This is a genomic window from Paraflavitalea devenefica (assembly GCF_011759375.1).
Taxonomy (GTDB): Bacteria; Bacteroidota; Bacteroidia; order Chitinophagales; family Chitinophagaceae; genus Paraflavitalea; species Paraflavitalea devenefica.
The window spans coordinates 566,777-584,008 of the sequence record NZ_JAARML010000002.1; the positions used below are offsets into that span (position 1 = coordinate 566,777).

The 17,232-nt window shown below is 48.8% G+C and carries 19 protein-coding genes; 16 read left to right on the top strand and 3 right to left on the bottom strand.

Annotated features, from left to right (window positions below; genetic code table 11):
- Nucleotides 1-243: 243 nt before the first annotated feature.
- The 6 genes from hisG (at nt 244) to hisB (ending at nt 6,536) form a co-directional block, all read left to right on the top strand.
- Complete coding sequence (hisG, locus tag HB364_RS11900) at nt 244-1,095, top strand: ATP phosphoribosyltransferase (protein WP_167288199.1); 852 nt, start codon at nt 244-246, stop codon at nt 1,093-1,095.
- 62 nt (nt 1,096-1,157) lie between these two features.
- Nucleotides 1,158-2,447, top strand: coding sequence for a histidinol dehydrogenase (gene hisD, locus HB364_RS11905; RefSeq protein WP_167288200.1), 1,290 nt, complete (start codon nt 1,158-1,160; stop codon nt 2,445-2,447).
- A gap of 65 nt (nt 2,448-2,512) precedes the next feature.
- On the top strand, nt 2,513-3,574 hold the full coding sequence (gene hisC / locus HB364_RS11910) for a histidinol-phosphate transaminase (protein ID WP_167288201.1): 1,062 nt from the start codon (nt 2,513-2,515) through the stop codon (nt 3,572-3,574).
- A 46-nt stretch (nt 3,575-3,620) separates the two neighbouring features.
- The gene (locus tag HB364_RS11915; protein ID WP_246228475.1) at nt 3,621-4,910 is read left to right on the top strand and encodes a PQQ-dependent sugar dehydrogenase; all 1,290 of its coding nucleotides are present in this window, start codon (nt 3,621-3,623) and stop codon (nt 4,908-4,910) included.
- 12 nt (nt 4,911-4,922) lie between these two features.
- Nucleotides 4,923-5,336 carry a c-type cytochrome gene (locus HB364_RS11920; protein ID WP_167288202.1) on the top strand — a complete coding sequence of 138 codons (414 nt, stop codon included), beginning with the start codon at nt 4,923-4,925 and terminating at the stop codon, nt 5,334-5,336.
- 60 nt (nt 5,337-5,396) lie between these two features.
- Entirely contained in the window at nt 5,397-6,536 is a 1,140-nt protein-coding gene (hisB, locus tag HB364_RS11925; protein ID WP_167288203.1) for a bifunctional histidinol-phosphatase/imidazoleglycerol-phosphate dehydratase HisB, read from the top strand.
- Here hisB and HB364_RS11930 read toward each other — a convergent pair.
- The 3 genes from HB364_RS11930 to HB364_RS11940 are packed head-to-tail and all read right to left on the bottom strand — an operon-like array spanning nt 6,533 to nt 7,852.
- Nucleotides 6,533-6,814 carry a GNAT family N-acetyltransferase gene (locus HB364_RS11930; protein ID WP_167288204.1) on the bottom strand — a complete coding sequence of 94 codons (282 nt, stop codon included), beginning with the start codon at nt 6,812-6,814 and terminating at the stop codon, nt 6,533-6,535. The genes hisB and HB364_RS11930 overlap by 4 nt on opposite strands.
- 49 nt (nt 6,815-6,863) lie before the next feature.
- Nucleotides 6,864-7,391 (bottom strand): RBBP9/YdeN family alpha/beta hydrolase, encoded by a 528-nt coding sequence (locus HB364_RS11935; RefSeq protein ID WP_167288205.1) that lies wholly within the window; start codon nt 7,389-7,391, stop codon nt 6,864-6,866.
- Nucleotides 7,388-7,852 (bottom strand): 2-dehydro-3-deoxyphosphooctonate aldolase, encoded by a 465-nt coding sequence (locus tag HB364_RS11940; protein ID WP_167288206.1) that lies wholly within the window; start codon nt 7,850-7,852, stop codon nt 7,388-7,390. The genes HB364_RS11935 and HB364_RS11940 overlap by 4 nt, the downstream gene beginning before the upstream one ends.
- A gap of 298 nt (nt 7,853-8,150) precedes the next feature.
- Here HB364_RS11940 and HB364_RS11945 point away from each other — a divergent pair, with 298 nt between their 5' ends.
- The 10 genes from HB364_RS11945 (at nt 8,151) to hisA (ending at nt 17,214) form a co-directional block, all read left to right on the top strand.
- A complete protein-coding gene (locus HB364_RS11945; protein ID WP_167288207.1) occupies nt 8,151-9,566 on the top strand; it encodes an anthranilate synthase component I family protein in 1,416 nt (471 codons plus the stop codon).
- A gap of 86 nt (nt 9,567-9,652) precedes the next feature.
- A complete protein-coding gene (locus tag HB364_RS11950) occupies nt 9,653-10,225 on the top strand; it encodes an anthranilate synthase component II (protein WP_167288208.1) in 573 nt (190 codons plus the stop codon).
- A 13-nt stretch (nt 10,226-10,238) separates the two neighbouring features.
- Complete coding sequence (gene trpD, locus HB364_RS11955) at nt 10,239-11,231, top strand: anthranilate phosphoribosyltransferase (protein ID WP_167288209.1); 993 nt, start codon at nt 10,239-10,241, stop codon at nt 11,229-11,231.
- Nucleotides 11,232-11,302: 71 nt separating this feature from the next.
- Nucleotides 11,303-12,082, top strand: coding sequence for an indole-3-glycerol phosphate synthase TrpC (gene trpC, locus HB364_RS11960; protein ID WP_167288210.1), 780 nt, complete (start codon nt 11,303-11,305; stop codon nt 12,080-12,082).
- A gap of 69 nt (nt 12,083-12,151) precedes the next feature.
- Nucleotides 12,152-12,784 (top strand): phosphoribosylanthranilate isomerase, encoded by a 633-nt coding sequence (locus HB364_RS11965; RefSeq protein ID WP_167288211.1) that lies wholly within the window; start codon nt 12,152-12,154, stop codon nt 12,782-12,784.
- Between the two features lie 97 nt (nt 12,785-12,881).
- On the top strand, nt 12,882-13,400 hold the full coding sequence (locus HB364_RS11970) for a GNAT family N-acetyltransferase (RefSeq protein ID WP_167288212.1): 519 nt from the start codon (nt 12,882-12,884) through the stop codon (nt 13,398-13,400).
- Between the two features lie 32 nt (nt 13,401-13,432).
- Nucleotides 13,433-14,659, top strand: coding sequence for a tryptophan synthase subunit beta (gene trpB / locus HB364_RS11975; RefSeq protein WP_167288213.1), 1,227 nt, complete (start codon nt 13,433-13,435; stop codon nt 14,657-14,659).
- Nucleotides 14,660-14,664: 5 nt separating this feature from the next.
- Nucleotides 14,665-15,480, top strand: coding sequence for a tryptophan synthase subunit alpha (gene trpA / locus HB364_RS11980; protein WP_167288214.1), 816 nt, complete (start codon nt 14,665-14,667; stop codon nt 15,478-15,480).
- 5 nt (nt 15,481-15,485) lie between these two features.
- Nucleotides 15,486-16,079: an imidazole glycerol phosphate synthase subunit HisH gene (gene hisH, locus HB364_RS11985; protein ID WP_167288215.1), complete on the top strand. Its 594-nt coding sequence runs from the start codon at nt 15,486-15,488 to the stop codon at nt 16,077-16,079.
- A gap of 1 nt (nt 16,080) precedes the next feature.
- Nucleotides 16,081-17,214, top strand: coding sequence for a 1-(5-phosphoribosyl)-5-[(5-phosphoribosylamino)methylideneamino]imidazole-4-carboxamide isomerase (hisA, locus tag HB364_RS11990; protein WP_167288216.1), 1,134 nt, complete (start codon nt 16,081-16,083; stop codon nt 17,212-17,214).
- The last annotated feature ends 18 nt before the right edge of the window (nt 17,215-17,232 follow it).

Here is a 17,232-nt window from a genome sequence, read left to right on the forward strand (position 1 = left end):
AATTGGGAGGAGGGGCGGAAAAAACAGTCCCCGCAGAAAAATATTTTTTGATAAAAGAAAGGATGTCCTATTTTTGCGACTCGAAAATGAACATATTTACGCACATACATCACCATCATCATACTTACCTCCACAGGTAGGCCGGTGGTGCTTTGTTCAGTGCCATATCATATTCAAAGGGCTTACCGCAGGTAAGCCCTTTTTTATTGTTTATCCGATAACTAAAATAATATTCAAAAGACAATGCTCAGAATAGCTATTCAAAAGTCAGGACGCCTGTATGATGATTCTGTACAGTTACTGAAAGAGTGCGGTATTGACCTGCGTAATGTGAAGGACCGCCTGCGGACGGAAGCAGATAATTTTCCGCTGGAAGTATTTTTTCTGCGGGATGATGATATTCCCCAATACGTAGAGGATGGCGTGGCCGATGTGGGCATTGTAGGCGAGAATGTACTGTTTGAAAAGAACAAGCAGGCTGAAGTAGTAGAAAAGCTGGGCTTTGGCAAATGCCGCCTGGCAGTAGCCATTCCCCGCGGCCAGCAATATGATGGCGTAGCCTCCCTGCAGGGCAAACGCATTGCCACCAGCTATCCCTTCCTCGTGAATGCTTTCCTCCAAAGGAATAATGTACAGGCCGAGATCCATGAGATCAGCGGCTCTGTAGAGATCGCCCCCGGTATCGGCCTGGCCGATGTGGTGGCCGACCTGGTGAGCAGTGGCTCCACCCTCTTTATGAATGGACTGAAAGAAGTGGAAACCATTCTGCAATCCCAGTCAGTGCTCATTAAAAACAACCAGTTGAATGTTGCTCAGCAACAGTTGCTCGATAAACTGGTATTCCGCATCAGGGCGGTGAAGAAAGCCAAGCGCAATAAGTATGTGTTGCTGAATGCGCCCAATGAAAAGCTGAACGAGATCATCAGCCTGCTGCCCGGCATGAAAAGTCCGACCGTACTGCCACTGGCCGAGCAGGGATGGAGCAGTGTACACAGCGTACTGAGTGAAGATACTTTCTGGGATATTATTGAACAGTTAAAAGCAGCCGGTGCACAAGGTATCCTGGTAGTACCCATCGAAAAAATGATAATATAAATGAATACACCGGTAAATCAGCACATCAAACCATAGCGAAAGCACAATAATATTACGCGTTTATGAAAGTATTTGATAACCCGGCCAGAAGCGAATGGAGCACGTTATTGCAGCGACCGGTGGCAGAAGCCGCAAAGCTGGAAGCAGTGGTGAGCGGCATCCTGCAACAGGTGAGAACAGGCGGCGACAACACGGTGAAAGCACTGACCCTGCAATTTGACAAAGCAGTGGTGGATAACCTGCTGGTGAGCGAAGCCGAATTCCGGGAAGCCGCCCAATTACTGGATGCGGAACTGAAGACTGCCATCTTAACTGCCAGGGCCAATATTGAAACGTTCCATAAAAAACAGTTGAGCGAACCGGAGATAGTGGAAACGATGCCCGGCGTACAATGCTGGCGCAAATCAGTAGCCATTGAAAAGGTAGGTCTGTATATTCCCGGCGGCACAGCGCCCTTGTTTTCTACGATCCTGATGCTGGGCGTGCCTGCAAAACTGGCCGGTTGTAAAGAGATCATCCTTTGTTCCCCGCCGGACAAGAACGGCAAGCTGCATCCTGCCATTTTATTTGCGGCGCAGGCAGTAGGTGTCACCAAGCTGTTTAAAGCGGGTGGCGTACAGGCGATAGGCGCCATGGCCTACGGAACGGAATCGATACCAAGGGTGTCAAAGATATTTGGCCCCGGTAATCAATATGTAACCTGCGCCAAGCAATTGATACAGCAGGAAGGCATTGCGATTGATATGCCGGCTGGTCCCAGTGAAGTGGCCGTCTATGCGGATGAAAGCGCCTCTCCTGCATTTGTAGCTGCCGACCTGCTGAGCCAGGCGGAACATGGAGTGGATAGCCAGGTGTTGCTGGTTACTGGTTCCTCGCTGCTGGTTGATGCCGTAATAAAAGAAGTGAATAAACAACTGGTACTGCTACCACGAAAAGAATTAGCGGCGAAGGCACTGGAGCATAGCAAGATCATTGTGGTGAAGGATGAGACGGAAGCCATTGACCTGCTGAATGAATATGCGGCTGAGCACCTGATACTGGCTTGTAATAATGCGCTTGCGCTGGCTGGCCGGGTAGTGAATGCAGGTTCAGTATTCCTGGGGCATTATTCGCCCGAAAGCGTGGGCGATTATGCCAGTGGTACCAATCATACCCTGCCTACGAATGGATATGCCCGCGCCTATAGCGGCGTAAGCGTGGATAGTTTTGTGAAGAAGATCACGTTCCAGCAGCTTAGCGAACAGGGATTGAGAAATATTGGCCGTACAGTAGAGCTGATGGCTGAGGCAGAAGGATTGGAGGCGCATGCGAATGCGGTGCGGGTGCGGTTGCACTCAGTAAAGAGTGAGTAATAAAAAGCCACCCGGGAATTGTAGTTTTGGCGTTGGCTGATTTTCGAATCAGAAAAAATTAAGCAATGAGTTTTGATCTGAATAATTTATTAAGAGAGAATATCAAGAAACTGGTGCCCTATTCTTCGGCCCGTGATGAGTTTAAGGGGGAAGCCAGCATTTACCTGGATGCGAATGAGAATAGCCTGGGCTCACCGCTCAGGAAATGGTACAACCGCTATCCTGACCCCTTGCAAATAAAAGTAAAAGAGAAACTGGGCGAAATAAAAGGTGTGCCTGTAGAGAATATCTTCCTTGGCAATGGCAGTGATGAATGTATTGATGTGTTGATCCGCGCCTTCTGCGATCCGGGGAAAGACAATATCATTATTTGTCCGCCTACCTATGGCATGTATGAAGTGAGCGCCCACATCAATGATGTGGCCATTAAGAAGGTGCCGCTCACGCCTGCTTTCCAGCTCGACCTGCCGGCTATTGAAGAAGCGGTAGACGATTATACCAAGATGATCTTTGTCTGTTCGCCCAATAACCCCACCGGTAACTCCCTCGACAGGGGCGATATTGAGGTATTGCTGAATAATTATTTCGGCCTGGTGGTAATTGATGAGGCGTATATTAATTTTTCCCGCTTCCGGTCTTTTACACAGGAGCTGAATGATTACCCCAACCTGGTGATTATGCAAACCTTATCCAAGGCCTGGGGGCTCGCGGCCCTGCGCGTGGGGATTGGCTTTGCTTCCACGGATATTGTTAAGGTGATGAATAAGGTGAAGCCGCCTTATAATATCAACCAGGCTTCACAGGACCTCGTACTGCAGGCGCTGGAAGAGGTAGGGCAGGTGAATGATATGATCCGCGAGATCGTAGCGCAGCGGGGTGAACTGGAAAAGGTGTTGCCTGCTTTACCGGTGGTGCAGCAGGTATATCCATCAGATGCCAATTTCCTGCTGGTGCGGGTAACAGATGCCAAAGCGATCTACCAGTATTTGCTGCAGGAAGGCATTGTGGTGCGGGACCGCAGTAACGTGACCCTGTGTGAAGGATGTCTGCGTATTACTATTGGTACGGCTGCGGAGAATGAGGCCCTTATTCAATCGTTAAAAAAGTACGCCGCGCAACCGGCGTAATGATCAAATAGTTAATCAAAAACATCCTCTAACGAAAAACGGCAACATGAAATGGATTTGCACCATGCTCCCCGCACTGTTACTGGCAGTGGTTACTGTCTCTGGTAATGATTCTACTAAAGTAAAACCCAAACCATGGAAGGCTACGCCCGTGGAAGAGAATGGAGGTATTACTTTGCCTGCAGGATTTAAGGCTGTAGTACTGGCAGATACGGTTGGCCGGGCCCGTCACCTGGTGGTTACTTCCAAGGGTGATGTATATGTGATGTTGTTCAGGCTTCAGCAAGGCAAAGGCATTTTACGTTTGCAGGATACCAATCAGGATGGCGTGGCAGATAAGGCCAGTACTTTTGGTAATTATCCCGGCACAGGCATTACCATTAAGAATGGTTATTTGTATACCTCCTCCAATAAAGAGGTGTTCCGCTATAAGCTGAACGATCAACAGGAAGTTCTCCATCCCGACCAGCCGGAAAAGATCATTACCGGGTTGATTGACCGGGGCACGCACAATACCAAATCATTGGTGCTGGACAATGCCGGCAATATTTATGTAAATATCGGCGCTCCCTCCAATGCCTGTCAACTGGAAGACCGCAAGAAGGGTTCTCCTTCTCCTGATCCTTGTCCGCTCCTGGATTCCGTAGGTGGCGTATGGCAGTTCAAAGCGGATAAGTTGAACCAGACTTATGCCGATGGCATCCGTTATGCTACCGGCATCCGCAATATTATGGGCCTCGACTGGGACAATAACAACAACACGTTGTATGCGATGCAGCATGGCCGGGATAATCTGAATACTTTATTCCCGGAGATGTTCAATGAAGAGGAGAGTGCAGAGCTGCCGGCTGAAGAGTTGTTCCAGATTAAGCAAGGCGATGATTTTGGCTGGCCTTATTGTTATTTCGACTGGCAGCAGAATAAGAAGGTGCTGGCGCCTGAATATGGCGGCGACAAGAAGAAGGAAGGACGTTGCGCTGATAAGAAGAAACCCATTTATGCTTTTCCCGGGCACTGGGCTCCCAATGCCTTTATGTTCTATACCGGCAACCAATTTCCGGAGCGTTATAAAAATGGCGCTTTTATTGCTTTTCATGGTTCCTGGAACCGGGCGCCTAAACCACAGGCTGGCTATTTTGTGGTATTCCTTCCATTTAAAGATGGTATGCCCAGCGGAAAGTATGAGATATTTGCGGATGGTTTTGCGGGCGAGTCGCGCGAGCCTGCCAAATCAAGGTACCGCCCCTGCGGACTGGCCCAGGGGCCTGATGGTTCCCTGTATATTTCGGACGACAAGAAAGGACGGATCTGGAAAGTTATGTACACTAAAAAATAAATACTCTTTGCTATGCGAAAGACATTCCTGCTGATCACATGCGCCGGTACCCTGTTACTGATGGCTGCCCAAACAAAACCCAAGCCCGTCCCCAAGAAGGTGATGGAGAACGGTAAGAAGGTATATGATACGTATTGCCTGCCCTGTCATCAACAGGATGGCAGCGGTGTTCCCAATATGACGCCCACCCTGGTGAAGACAAACTGGGTAACCGGCGATAAAACAAAGCTGGTACAGGTGGTCCTGAAAGGTATGAAGGGCGTGGAAGTGGATGGTGAAACGTATGAGAATGTAATGGCTGCCCATGATTATCTTACCGACCAGGAGATTGCGGACGTAACGACCTATATTCGCAACAGTTTTGGTAATAAGGCGAGTTTGATCACGCCGGCGGAAGTGAAAGGGATACGTGCCAAGACGAAGTAAGGAAATCATAGATTATTATATTTGCTGAGTTCAGGATACTGAATTCTAAATTCTTTTTTCATGAAGCGTGTGTTGTTTATTGACCGGGATGGTACCTTGATTAATGAAGCGCCTCCTACGTATCAACTGGATTCTTTTGATAAGCTTACTTTTTACCCGGGCATGTTTGAGTACATGGGAAGAATTGCCCGGGAGTTTGATTATGAACTGGTGATCGTGACGAACCAGGATGGCCTGGGTACAGAAGCCTTCCCGGAAGATACTTTCTGGCCTTTGCATAACCTGGTAATGAAGAGCCTGGAAGGTGAAGGCATCCGCTTCAGCGCTACTTATATTGACCGGTCATTTCCCAAAGACAATGCACCTACCCGCAAGCCCGGTACCGGCATGCTGACCCAGTATATCAATAACCCGGCCTACGACCTGGAGAATTCCTATGTAATAGGCGACCGTATTACGGACGTACAACTGGCCAAGAATTTAGGCTGCAAAGCCATCTGGCTGAATAATGATGCTGCCCTGGGTGCGGCAGAGATCAGTGATCAGGTAGTTGCGCTGCGCCCGGTGATCGCGCTGGAAACTACCCAATGGAGTACGATCTATGAATACCTGCGATTAGGATTGCGCCGGGTGGTGCATGAACGCAATACGAATGAAACGCAGATCAGGATTGAGCTGAATGTAGATGGCAGTGGTAAGGCGCAGATCATTACGGGTCTTGGTTTCTTTGACCACATGCTGGACCAGATAGCCCGTCATGGCAAGATGGACCTGACGGTGCGCGCCAATGGTGACCTGCATATTGATGAACACCATACGATTGAAGATACCGGTATTGCTTTGGGAGAGGCTTTTGCCAAAGCCCTGGCCGATAAGCGTGGTATGGAGCGTTATGGTTTTGCCTTACCGATGGATGAGGCAGATGCCAAAGTGCTGATTGACTTCGGCGGCCGCAACTGGATCGTATGGAATGCGGAGTTCAAAAGGGAGCGCATCGGAGAGATGCCTACCGAGATGTTCTTCCACTTCTTCAAGTCATTTTCTGATGCCGCCAAATGCAACCTGCACATTGAATGCCATGGCGACAATGAACACCATAAGATAGAAGCTATTTTCAAGGCATTCGCCAAGGCTATCCGTATGGCGGTGAAGCGCGACCCGCTGAGTAATTATTTGCCGAGTACGAAGGGCGTGCTTTAAACCAGCACGTCCTGCCATTCTTTCACCCGATCAAAGACTGACTTCGCGAAGGGACAAAGCGGAATAATCTTGATGTCGTTGCTACGTGCATATTCCACGGCGGCATACACCAATTGTTTGCCAATGCCTTTGCCGGAGAGGGATTCATCTACTTCCGTATGTTCAATGAGCATTTTATCGGGATTGGGCATGGAGTATACCATTTCGGCCAGTATTTTACCGCCTTCTTCCACATAGAACATGCTCTTGGTCTTACCCTGTTTGTGTTGTATCAGCATTCTGCAAGTATATGATTAGTGATGACGGCATGGTGCTGCCGCCTGCAAATTAGTACAATTGCTGCAGCAGCGTCATACCTGCGGGCCACAGCCCCAGGTTAGAAGCCGAATTAATATGTCCACAGTTCCCGATGTTTACCAGCCGGCTGCCCCAGGCCTCAGCGAATAGCTGCGCCCTGTCTATAGATACATATTGATCGTTGCTGCTGGCTACGGTGATAGAAGGGAAGGGCAGCCTGTAAAGGGGCATGGGCATAAAGCCGGAGGTGCCGGGCGGATAGCTGGGAGCATCCACATCACTGGGACCTACCAGTAAAGCGCCTTTAATGGTACGGTTGAACTTCCTGGCCCAGTAGACAATGGTACAGCAGGCCAGGCTATGGCCTACCAGGATCACTTGTTCCAAGGGATGTTGCTTTACTGCAGCGTCAATGGTATCGATCCAGTCTTCGGCATAAGGGGTGTCCCAGTCCTGCTGATGGATGCGGATAAAGCCATATTGTTGTTCCCAGTGGGTTTGCCAGTGTTGCGGACCGGAGTTGTTGAGGCCCGGCAGGATAAAAACGATCGGGTTCATTGTCTAAAGGTAAAACCTTTGGGCGCTTTTAACTCACCGGGATCGTACATATTGATGAATAAGATAATGGGCTTTTCCTGCCCTTTCCAGGTAACGATGTAAGCATCCAGCAATCCTCCTCCCATGATACCATTGGGCGTTTTAAAATGGCAGCAGCTTCCCCTTCTTGTGTAGCTGATGGCTTCTCCGTCTGGGCCCAGCAGGGCATTGAGAAAGCGTTTTTCATTACTGGCGCCATTTTGCAGCCCGCCTCCCACTTTGATGGGATTGGCCTCTGTATAGCCATAGGTTGAATCTTCTGCTATGGCAGTCAATTTAAAAGCATTGTCGTTCAGCATGGCGTGGTTACCAGCGCCGGAAGAAGCAGACCTTAATTCGGGATATTGGGTCTTCCGGGATGAGCTGCAGGCTGTTGCCAGCAAGGCAAGAGCCAGGATGGAGGAGACGGCCAGGGATTTCATGGTGTTGATAGTTTAAGGGTGTAGATGCAGTAATAAACAGTTTTACATAGGGTTACCGGCATATTAACATTTTGTTGGACCGGCCTGTTTTGTAAATTTTTTGGCAGAATGGAATTGCTACTGCATATTTGCACTACAATGGAACTGAACAAACAAAATAATCAGTGGTGGTGGCATACAAACTCTATCCGGGGCTTGTAACGCTGCTATTGTTGTTTTAGGACACTATATTCAGGGCCCCGATTTATCGGGGCTTTTTTATTATCATTAATTATAAATCTCTTCAGAGGGACCAGGCATGAAAAAAATAGCTATTCAGACGAACTGTAAAAAGATGCTGGCCGATGTATTTACCCCGGTGGGTATTTACCTGCGGGTACGGGACCGCTTCCGGGATACGGTATTGCTGGAAAGTACCGACCACCATGCAGCAGAGAACAGTTACTCCTTTATTTGTATCAATGCCATTGCGGGTATGGAGATCACTTCCACCCGGAGCATTGAATTCAAATGGCCGGGAGAAGCGCCTGAAAAGATCGCTGTCAAGGATGTGCAGGAAGTGCCGCAACTGCTCTGGGATTTTATGCAGCGTTTCGAGGTAAGCGGTAATGGCTCCAAAGAAAGCCGCTTTGCACAGGGCCTGTATGGCTATACTACTTTTGATGCGGTGCAGTTCTTCGATACGATACAGTTGAAGTCGGGCAGCACAACGCCGGAGATACCCCTGATGCGTTACCGGCTGTACCAATATGTCATAGCGATCAATCATTATAAAGACGAACTGTTCATTTGTGAGAATGTGATCCGCGGACTGGAAAGTGACCTATCGGTCGTAGAGTCGCTGATCCGCAGCAGGGATGTACCGGTATATCCTTTCAAAGCGCAGGGTGAGGAAGTATCGAATATGACCGATGCCGCTTACCGCGAGATGGTGAGCAAAGGTATCCAGAGCTGTTTCCGCGGCGATGTATTCCAGATCGTATTGAGCCGCCGCTTCCAGCAATCCTTCCGCGGTGATGAATTCAATGTATACCGCGCACTCCGCAGCATCAACCCCTCTCCTTATTTATTCTTTTTTGATTACGGCGATTATAAACTGATGGGCTCTTCCCCCGAATCACAGATACTGATCCAACAGGGAAAAGCTGTGGTGCATCCTATTGCCGGCACTTTTAAACGTACCGGCGATGATGAAACCGATAAGCAGGAAGCCGCCCGCCTGCTGAAGGATGCCAAGGAAAATGCCGAGCATGTGATGCTGGTAGACCTGGCCCGCAATGACCTGAGCCGGGTATGTGATGAAGTGGATGTAGCGCATTACCGCCAGGTACAGTATTACAGTCATGTGATCCACCTGGTAAGTGAGGTGACCGGCAAGGTACGGCCTGACAGCAATCCTTTTGAGCTGATGGCCAAAACATTCCCCGCCGGTACGCTGAGCGGCGCGCCCAAGTTCAGGGCCATGGAACTGATTGACGGGTATGAGCCTACCACCCGCAGTTATTATGGCGGCGCTATTGGCTTTATGGGATTTGACGGCAGTTGTGTACATGCTATTATGATCCGTACTTTCCTGAGTAAGCAGAATACGTTGTATTACCAGGCCGGGGCCGGTGTGGTAGCCGCCAGCAACCCGGAAAGCGAATTGCAGGAAGTGAATAATAAGTTAGGCGCTTTGAAGAAGGCGATTGTTTTTGCAGAAGAAATTTCTTAATAGGCTTCGAGCCGCGAGCCACGAGCTGCGAGCGTTTTGGCTCGAAGCTCGTAGCTCAAAGCTCGCAGCTAATAAAACTCATTACATTGACCAGGATATTAGTTTTTGACAATTACGATTCATTCACCTACAACCTGGTGCATTTGGTAGAGAAGATATTGCACCAGAAGGTAGAGGTATTCCGTAACGATCAGCTCCCTTTGGAAAAGGTAAAGGTGTATGATAAGATCATTTTATCACCCGGCCCCGGCATCCCGGTAGAAGCGGGTTTGTTGTTGCCACTGATCAAAGAATATGCTGCCACGAAATCGATATTGGGCGTATGCCTGGGACATCAGGCCATTGGTGAGGCCTTTGGCGGCAAACTGGTCAACCTGAGTACGGTGTACCATGGTGTGGCCACTCCCTGCCAGGTAGTGAACCCCCAGGCGCCGCTCTTTGCGGGACTGCCTGCAGAGATAGAAGTGGGCCGTTACCATAGCTGGGTAGTGAGCGAGGAAGGGTTCCCCAAAGACCTGGAAATAACAGCGCGGGAAGCCAATAATTACATTATGGCCCTGCAGCATAAAAAATATGATGTACAGGGTGTACAGTTCCATCCCGAAAGTGTACTGACACCCATGGGCGAACAGATATTACGTAACTGGTTGAAAAACTAATGGACAAATAATTATGAAAAAGATACTTCAGCTATTATTTGAACATAAGACACTGAGCAGGGCTGCTGCCAAAGAAGTGCTGGTGAATATCGGCAAGGGTATTTATAACGAACATGAGGTTACCTCCTTTATGACCGTGTACCTGATGCGCAGTATCACCATTGAAGAGTTACAGGGCTTCCGCGATGCCTTGCTGGAGCTTTGTGTGCCGGTAGACCTGAACGGGCATGCCACGATTGATATTGTAGGCACCGGCGGTGATGGCAAGAATACGTTCAATATTTCCACGCTGGCCTGTTTTATTGTAGCCGGCACCGGTCAGAAGGTAGCCAAGCACGGTAATTATGGCGCTTCTTCTATCAGCGGCGCTTCGAATGTGATGGAGCAACTGGGCTATCAATTCAAGAACGATAAAGAGCGTCTGAAGAAAGAAGTGGAAGATGCCAATATCTGTTTCCTGCATGCACCGCTGTTCCACCCTGCGTTGAAAACGGTAGGTCCCATCCGGAAGAACCTGGGTGTGCGTACTTTCTTCAATATGCTCGGCCCTATGGTGAACCCTGCATCGCCTGCCTTTCAACTGGTAGGGGTGTATAACCTGGAGATGGCCCGTATTTATAATTATTTGTTACAGCAAACAGAAAAGTCGTTCACCATTATCCACGGGCTGGATGGTTATGATGAGATATCCCTGACGAATGATACGAAGGTGATCACGAATGAAGGGGAGCGGGTGATGACGCCGGAACAACTGGGCAAGCGCATGGTGATGCCGCAGGATATTTTTGGCGGCAATACGGTAGAAGAAGCGGCTAAGATCTTTGTGAAGATATTGGGCGGGCAAGGTAGCTGGTCGCAGAATGCGGTGGTATTGGCCAATGCAGCTATGGCCTTACATTGCACCGGCCAATATAAGAAATACGATGATGCTTATGCCGCTGCTGTGGAAAGCCTGGAAAGCGGGAAGGCGCAGCAGGCGTTGGAAAAATTGGTAGCGCTGCAGTAAAGGCAACGAGGCAACAAGGCATTGAGGCAACGAGGAAGAGCGAAAAGTAACAATTCATAATATAAGGGTACATGAACATACTGGACAAGATCATAGCGCATAAGAAGATAGAAGTGGCAGAGCGTAAAGCGGCGACAAGCATTGCTGACCTGGAAAAAAGCCCTGCTTTCTCCCGCCCTGTGTTGTCACTGAAGCAGTTTTTGCTGGATGATAGTAAAACAGGTATTATTGCCGAGTTTAAAAGGAAATCACCCTCCAAAGGAATTATTAATGGTGATGCGGATGTAGTGGCGGTAACAACCGCCTATGCACAACATGGCGCCTCCGGCTTGTCGGTATTGACCGATACCACTTTTTTTGGCGGCAGCACAGAAGACCTTGTAAAAGCAAGGGTCAATAATATACCTATCCTGCGTAAAGAATTTATCATTGATGAATACCAGCTTGTAGAAGCCAAAGCAATGGGGGCCGATGTGATATTGCTGATAGCAGCCTGCCTGACACCGGCTGATGTACAGCGTCTGGCCCGTTTTGCCCAAAGCCTGCAACTGGAAGTATTGCTGGAATTGCATGATGAAGAAGAGTTAGCGCATATTTGTGAAGAGACCGTGTTGGTAGGGATCAATAACCGCAACCTGAAGACTTTTGTGGTGGATATTGAGCGCAGCCTGGCCATGGCGCAGCGTATCCCGGCCAATAAGGTGAAGATCGCTGAGAGCGGCATCTCTTCTGCGGAGAATATCCGCCTGTTCCGTGACCATGGATTCAGGGGTTTCCTCATCGGAGAGAATTTTATGAAGGAACCTAACCCCGGTGCTGCCTTTGAACAGTTCGTTAAAGCACTCCACTGATGTTTACTCCATCAATGGATAAGCGGTTGACTTGCCAGATCACAACTAACACTTAAAATCTGACAGCACATGAGAGTAAAAGTATGCGGCATGACACAATCGGACCAGGTAGAAGCGTTGGCTGGTATAGGCGCTATGTTTGCCGGCTTTATTTTTTATCCTAAAAGTCCGCGGTACGTATTCAGGCATATGACCACCACACAGATCCGCAAGGTGAATAATATTAATAAGGTGGGCGTATTTGTGAATGCCACGATTGAAGAGGTGCTGCACCTGGTAGATGAATGTCGCCTGCACATGGTACAGCTACATGGTGATGAACCACCCAAGTATTGCGAGAAGATCGCGGATTATGTTTCTGTGGTAAAGGCATTCCGGCTCAGTGATAATGATAGTGTGGAATGGATGATAAAGCCCTATATGGATATGTGCGATATGTTTATGTTCGATACCATGGGCGCCGGGTATGGCGGTACCGGCAAGAAGTTCGACTGGAGCGTGTTAAAGAATAATACGATCGGCAAGCCTTTTTTCCTGAGTGGCGGCATAGAGCCGGGCGATGAAGAACAGCTTATGGCCTTTTCACAGGACCCGGTAGCGAAAGCGCTGTTTGCCATTGATATCAACAGCAAGTTTGAAGTGAGCCCCGGTGTAAAGGATATGGAGAAGGTGAAAGGGTTTATTGGGAAGTTGAATGTATAAAGGCAACAAGGCATCAAGGCAACGAGAGGCAAAGTCCTTTTAGAATTCCCCGCAGTGTCTCCTGTAAGGGACGCTGCGGCATAAGAAAGTAAATAGTATGGTAACTGTTCGTGTTGCGGAAGAAAGAGATCTTCCTGAAATATTGACGATCTACAATGATATCATTGTACATACTACGGCGGTATATGATTATCAGCCGCACACGGCTGCCATGCGGAAACAGTGGTGGGATACAAAACAGCAGCAGGGATTCCCGGTGTTTGTAGCAGAAGAAAACAGCAGGATTGTGGGATTCAGCTCTATTGGTCCCTTCCGGGCCTGGGCAGCCTACAAGTATTCGGTAGAGAATTCAGTATATGTGGCAGCAGATGTACGGGGTAAGGGCATTGGCAAGTTGTTGATACCACCACTGATTGACGCGGCCACCAGGCTGGAGATGCATACGATCCTGGCCGGTATTGACGCCAGCAATGAAGCCAGTATCAAACTGCATGCAGGATTTGGATTTGAAGAAGTGGCGCATTTCAAAGAGGTGGGTTATAAGTTTGGCCGCTGGCTTGATCTGAAGTTCTTGCAGTTGATATTGAAGACGCCGGTAAAGCCGGTAGAGATATAAGAATAGAAAGAGAATACATAAATTTTTGACCAATGATCAATCAAACAGTTCCATTGGGACAGTACAAGGGAACTTATCAGCAACCGAATATTTTCGGGTATTACGGAAATTTCGGTGGCGCCTATATTCCTGAAATGCTGCACCGTAATGTGGAGGAGTTAAAATCGAAGTACCTGCAGATCATGTATGAGGCTTCGTTTCAGCAGGAGTTCAATGCATTGCTTGCCGATTATGTAGGACGGCCAACGCCGCTGTACCTGGCCGAGCGGTTGAGTAAACAATACAATACCAGCATTTATTTAAAGCGGGAAGACCTTAACCATACCGGTGCGCATAAGATCAATAATACGATCGGGCAGATATTGCTGGCGCAGCGGCTGGGCAAGAAAAGGATCATTGCGGAGACCGGCGCCGGACAACATGGTGTGGCTACGGCTACCGTGTGTGCCCTGAAAGGCGTCGAGTGTATTGTATATATGGGGGAGAAAGATATTGAAAGGCAGGCGCCGAATGTGGCACGTATGAAAATGCTGGGCGCTACGGTGATACCGGCTACCAGCGGCAGTAAGACATTGAAGGATGCTACGAATGAAGCCATCCGCGACTGGATCAATAACCCCACCGATACGCATTATATCATCGGCTCTGTGGTTGGCCCTCATCCTTACCCGGATATGGTGGCCCGCTTCCAGAGCGTGATCAGTGAAGAGGCGCGTAAGCAGTTGAAAGAAAAAACAGGCAAGGAACTGCCTACACATGTATTGGCCTGTGTGGGTGGCGGCAGTAATGCAGCCGGTATGTTCTATCATTTCCTCGATGAATCTTCTGTAAAGTTGGTAGCTGTAGAAGCAGCAGGACATGGTGTGCACAGCGGCCTGAGCGCCGCCACTACCCAACTGGGTAGGCCAGGGGTATTACATGGCAGCAAGAGCCTGGTGATGCAAACGGAAGATGGACAGGTAGTGGAACCGCACAGTATTTCCGCCGGACTTGATTACCCTGGCATCGGTCCCATGCATGCCCATTTGTTTGAAACAGGCCGCGCGCAGTTTTTAAGCGCTACGGATGCAGAAGCCTTACAGGCTGCTTTCGAACTGGCTAAGCTGGAAGGCATTATTCCTGCATTGGAATCGGCACATGCCCTGGCGGCGTTGAAGCAGCTTTCTTTTAAATCAACCGATACGGTGGTGCTTTGTTTGTCGGGCAGGGGGGATAAGGATCTGGCAACCTACATGAAAGCAATGGACGAAAAAAAGTAGATTATATGAGCAGGATACAGGAGTTATTCAAACGAAAGAAAGATCATGTGCTGAATATTTATTGTACGGCAGGTTATCCGCAGTTGGAGAGCACCCTACCCGTGATGCGGGCCTTGCAGGAGAATGGCGCCGACCTGATCGAGCTGGGTATGCCTTACAGTGATCCGCTGGCAGATGGCCCGGTTATCCAGGCGAGCAGCAGCGTGGCGCTGGCCAATGGCATGACGATCAAAAAGCTGTTTGAGCAATTGAAGGATATGCGGCAGGAAGCAGTAGTGGTTGGTGGTGAAGGCGGATCGGGTGTGCGGGGCGGCATTGTGGTGCCGGTGATCCTGATGGGGTATATGAACCCGGTATTGCAATATGGCTTTGAAAAGTTCTGTGCCGATGCTGCCGCCGCAGGCGTGGATGGCCTTATTTTGCCTGACCTTCCCGAATATGAATTTGAAACTGAATACGGAGCTATTATTAAAAAGTACGGACTGGATTTTATTTTCCTGGTAACACCCGAAACTTCTGAAGCGCGTATTAAAAGCCTCGATGCCTTGAGCAGCGGGTTCCTGTATGCGGTGTCTTCTTCTTCCACTACCGGGAAAGACAAGGACATGAGTGGCGTGAGCGCTTACCTGCAGCGCTTGCAGAACATGAAGCTGCAGAACCCTGTACTGGTGGGTTTTGGTATTAAGGACAAAGCCAGCTTTGAAGCTGCCTGCCAATATGCGGAGGGCGCTATTATTGGCACTGCCTTTATACAGGCGCTTGACAAACAGCAAGATGTGCCACAGGTGGTGAAACAATTTATGAATAAGGTTTTACAATAATCATTATGAGTTTAGTGATCGTTAAGTACAATGCGGGTAATATACAGTCTGTGTTGTATGCATTGGAAAGGATTGGAGAAACTGCCGTGGTGACGGATGATCATGAGCAGATCAGGAAGGCCAATAAGGTGATCTTTCCGGGCGTGGGAGAGGCCAGCAGCGCTATGCGTTACCTGAAAGAAAGAGGACTGGATGAAGTACTGAAAAGTCTGCAGCAACCGGTATTAGGTATTTGTTTGGGTATGCAACTGATGTGTGCCTACAGCGAAGAGAATGATACACCCTGCCTGGGTATTTTCCCGGAGCCCGTGAAGCAATTTAAACCGCCTGCCGGCAGCACCCTGAAGGTGCCCCAGATCGGCTGGAATGCTATTTATAACCTGAAGACCAACCTGTTTAAAGGAACCCCGGAAAACAGCTACTGCTATTTTGTACATGGCTATTATGCAGCGCTGGGCGATCATACGATTGCTACCGCTGATTATGTACAACCCTATAGCGCTGGCCTGCACCGTGATAATTTTTATGGCCTGCAGTTCCACCCCGAAAAGAGCGCCCAGGTGGGCGAACAATTATTAAAGAATTTTTTGAGCTTATAATATGGAGATCAAAGCGGTACCATTAGCAGATGTATGGAGGATGCGCCAAGCGGTGATGTATCCTGCCGAAAGTCTTGATTTTGTGAAGCTGGAAGAAGATGAGGCAGGCTTGCATTTGGGCGTATATATAAACGGAGAGGTGGTATCTGTCATCTCTGTATTTGAAGACCGGGGACGTGTACAGTTCAGGAAGTTTGCTACCAAAACCGATCAGCAGGGAAAAGGATATGGCACCGCTTTGCTGCAATATGTGATGGATTGGGCCAAGCACCACAATAAGCAATCCATTTGGTGCAATGCCCGGTTAACGGCTACGGCTATTTATAAGAAGTTTGGCATGCAGGCCACCGGCGATGCCTGGCAGAAGTACGGACTTGATTTTATTAAGATGGAAAAACAGTTACAAAGCAAAAGAACGATGCAGATCATTCCTGCTATTGATATTATTGATGGAAAGTGCGTGCGGCTTACACAGGGCGATTACCAGCAGAAGAAAGTGTACAACGAAAACCCTTTGGAGGTAGCGCTTGAATTTGAAGCCGCCGGATTGCAACGCCTGCACCTGGTAGACCTGGATGGCGCCAAGGCCGGCGCTGTGAAGAACTGGAAGGTGCTGGAAACGATCGCCGGCAAAACAAAACTGGTGATTGATTTCGGCGGTGGGATTAAGACGGATAAGGATGTAGACATTGTGTTTAATTCCGGCGCGGCGCTGGCCACGGTGGGCAGCATCGCCGTGAAGAATGAGCAGGAATTTGTAAAATGGTTACTTACGTATGGCGCTGATAAGTTCCTGCTGGGCGCTGATGTAAAGGATGAGAAGATAGCGGTAGGCGGCTGGCTGGAAACCACCGATATATGGATCTATGATTTTATTGCTAAATACATAGCGCATGGTGTGCAGCAAATATTCTGTACCGATGTGAGCAAGGATGGTTTGCTGCAAGGCCCCGCTGTTGAGCTCTATCAAAATATTATTAAACAATTCCCTCAATTACATTTCATTGCCAGTGGCGGTGTGAGCAATATGGAGGATGTGCGGCAGTTGCAGGAGATCGGTTGCAGTGGTGTGATCATTGGTAAAGCTATTTATGAGGGCCGTATCACTGTTGAAGAGCTGGTAAAATTAAAGTAGCATTAAGTTCTAAAAAAT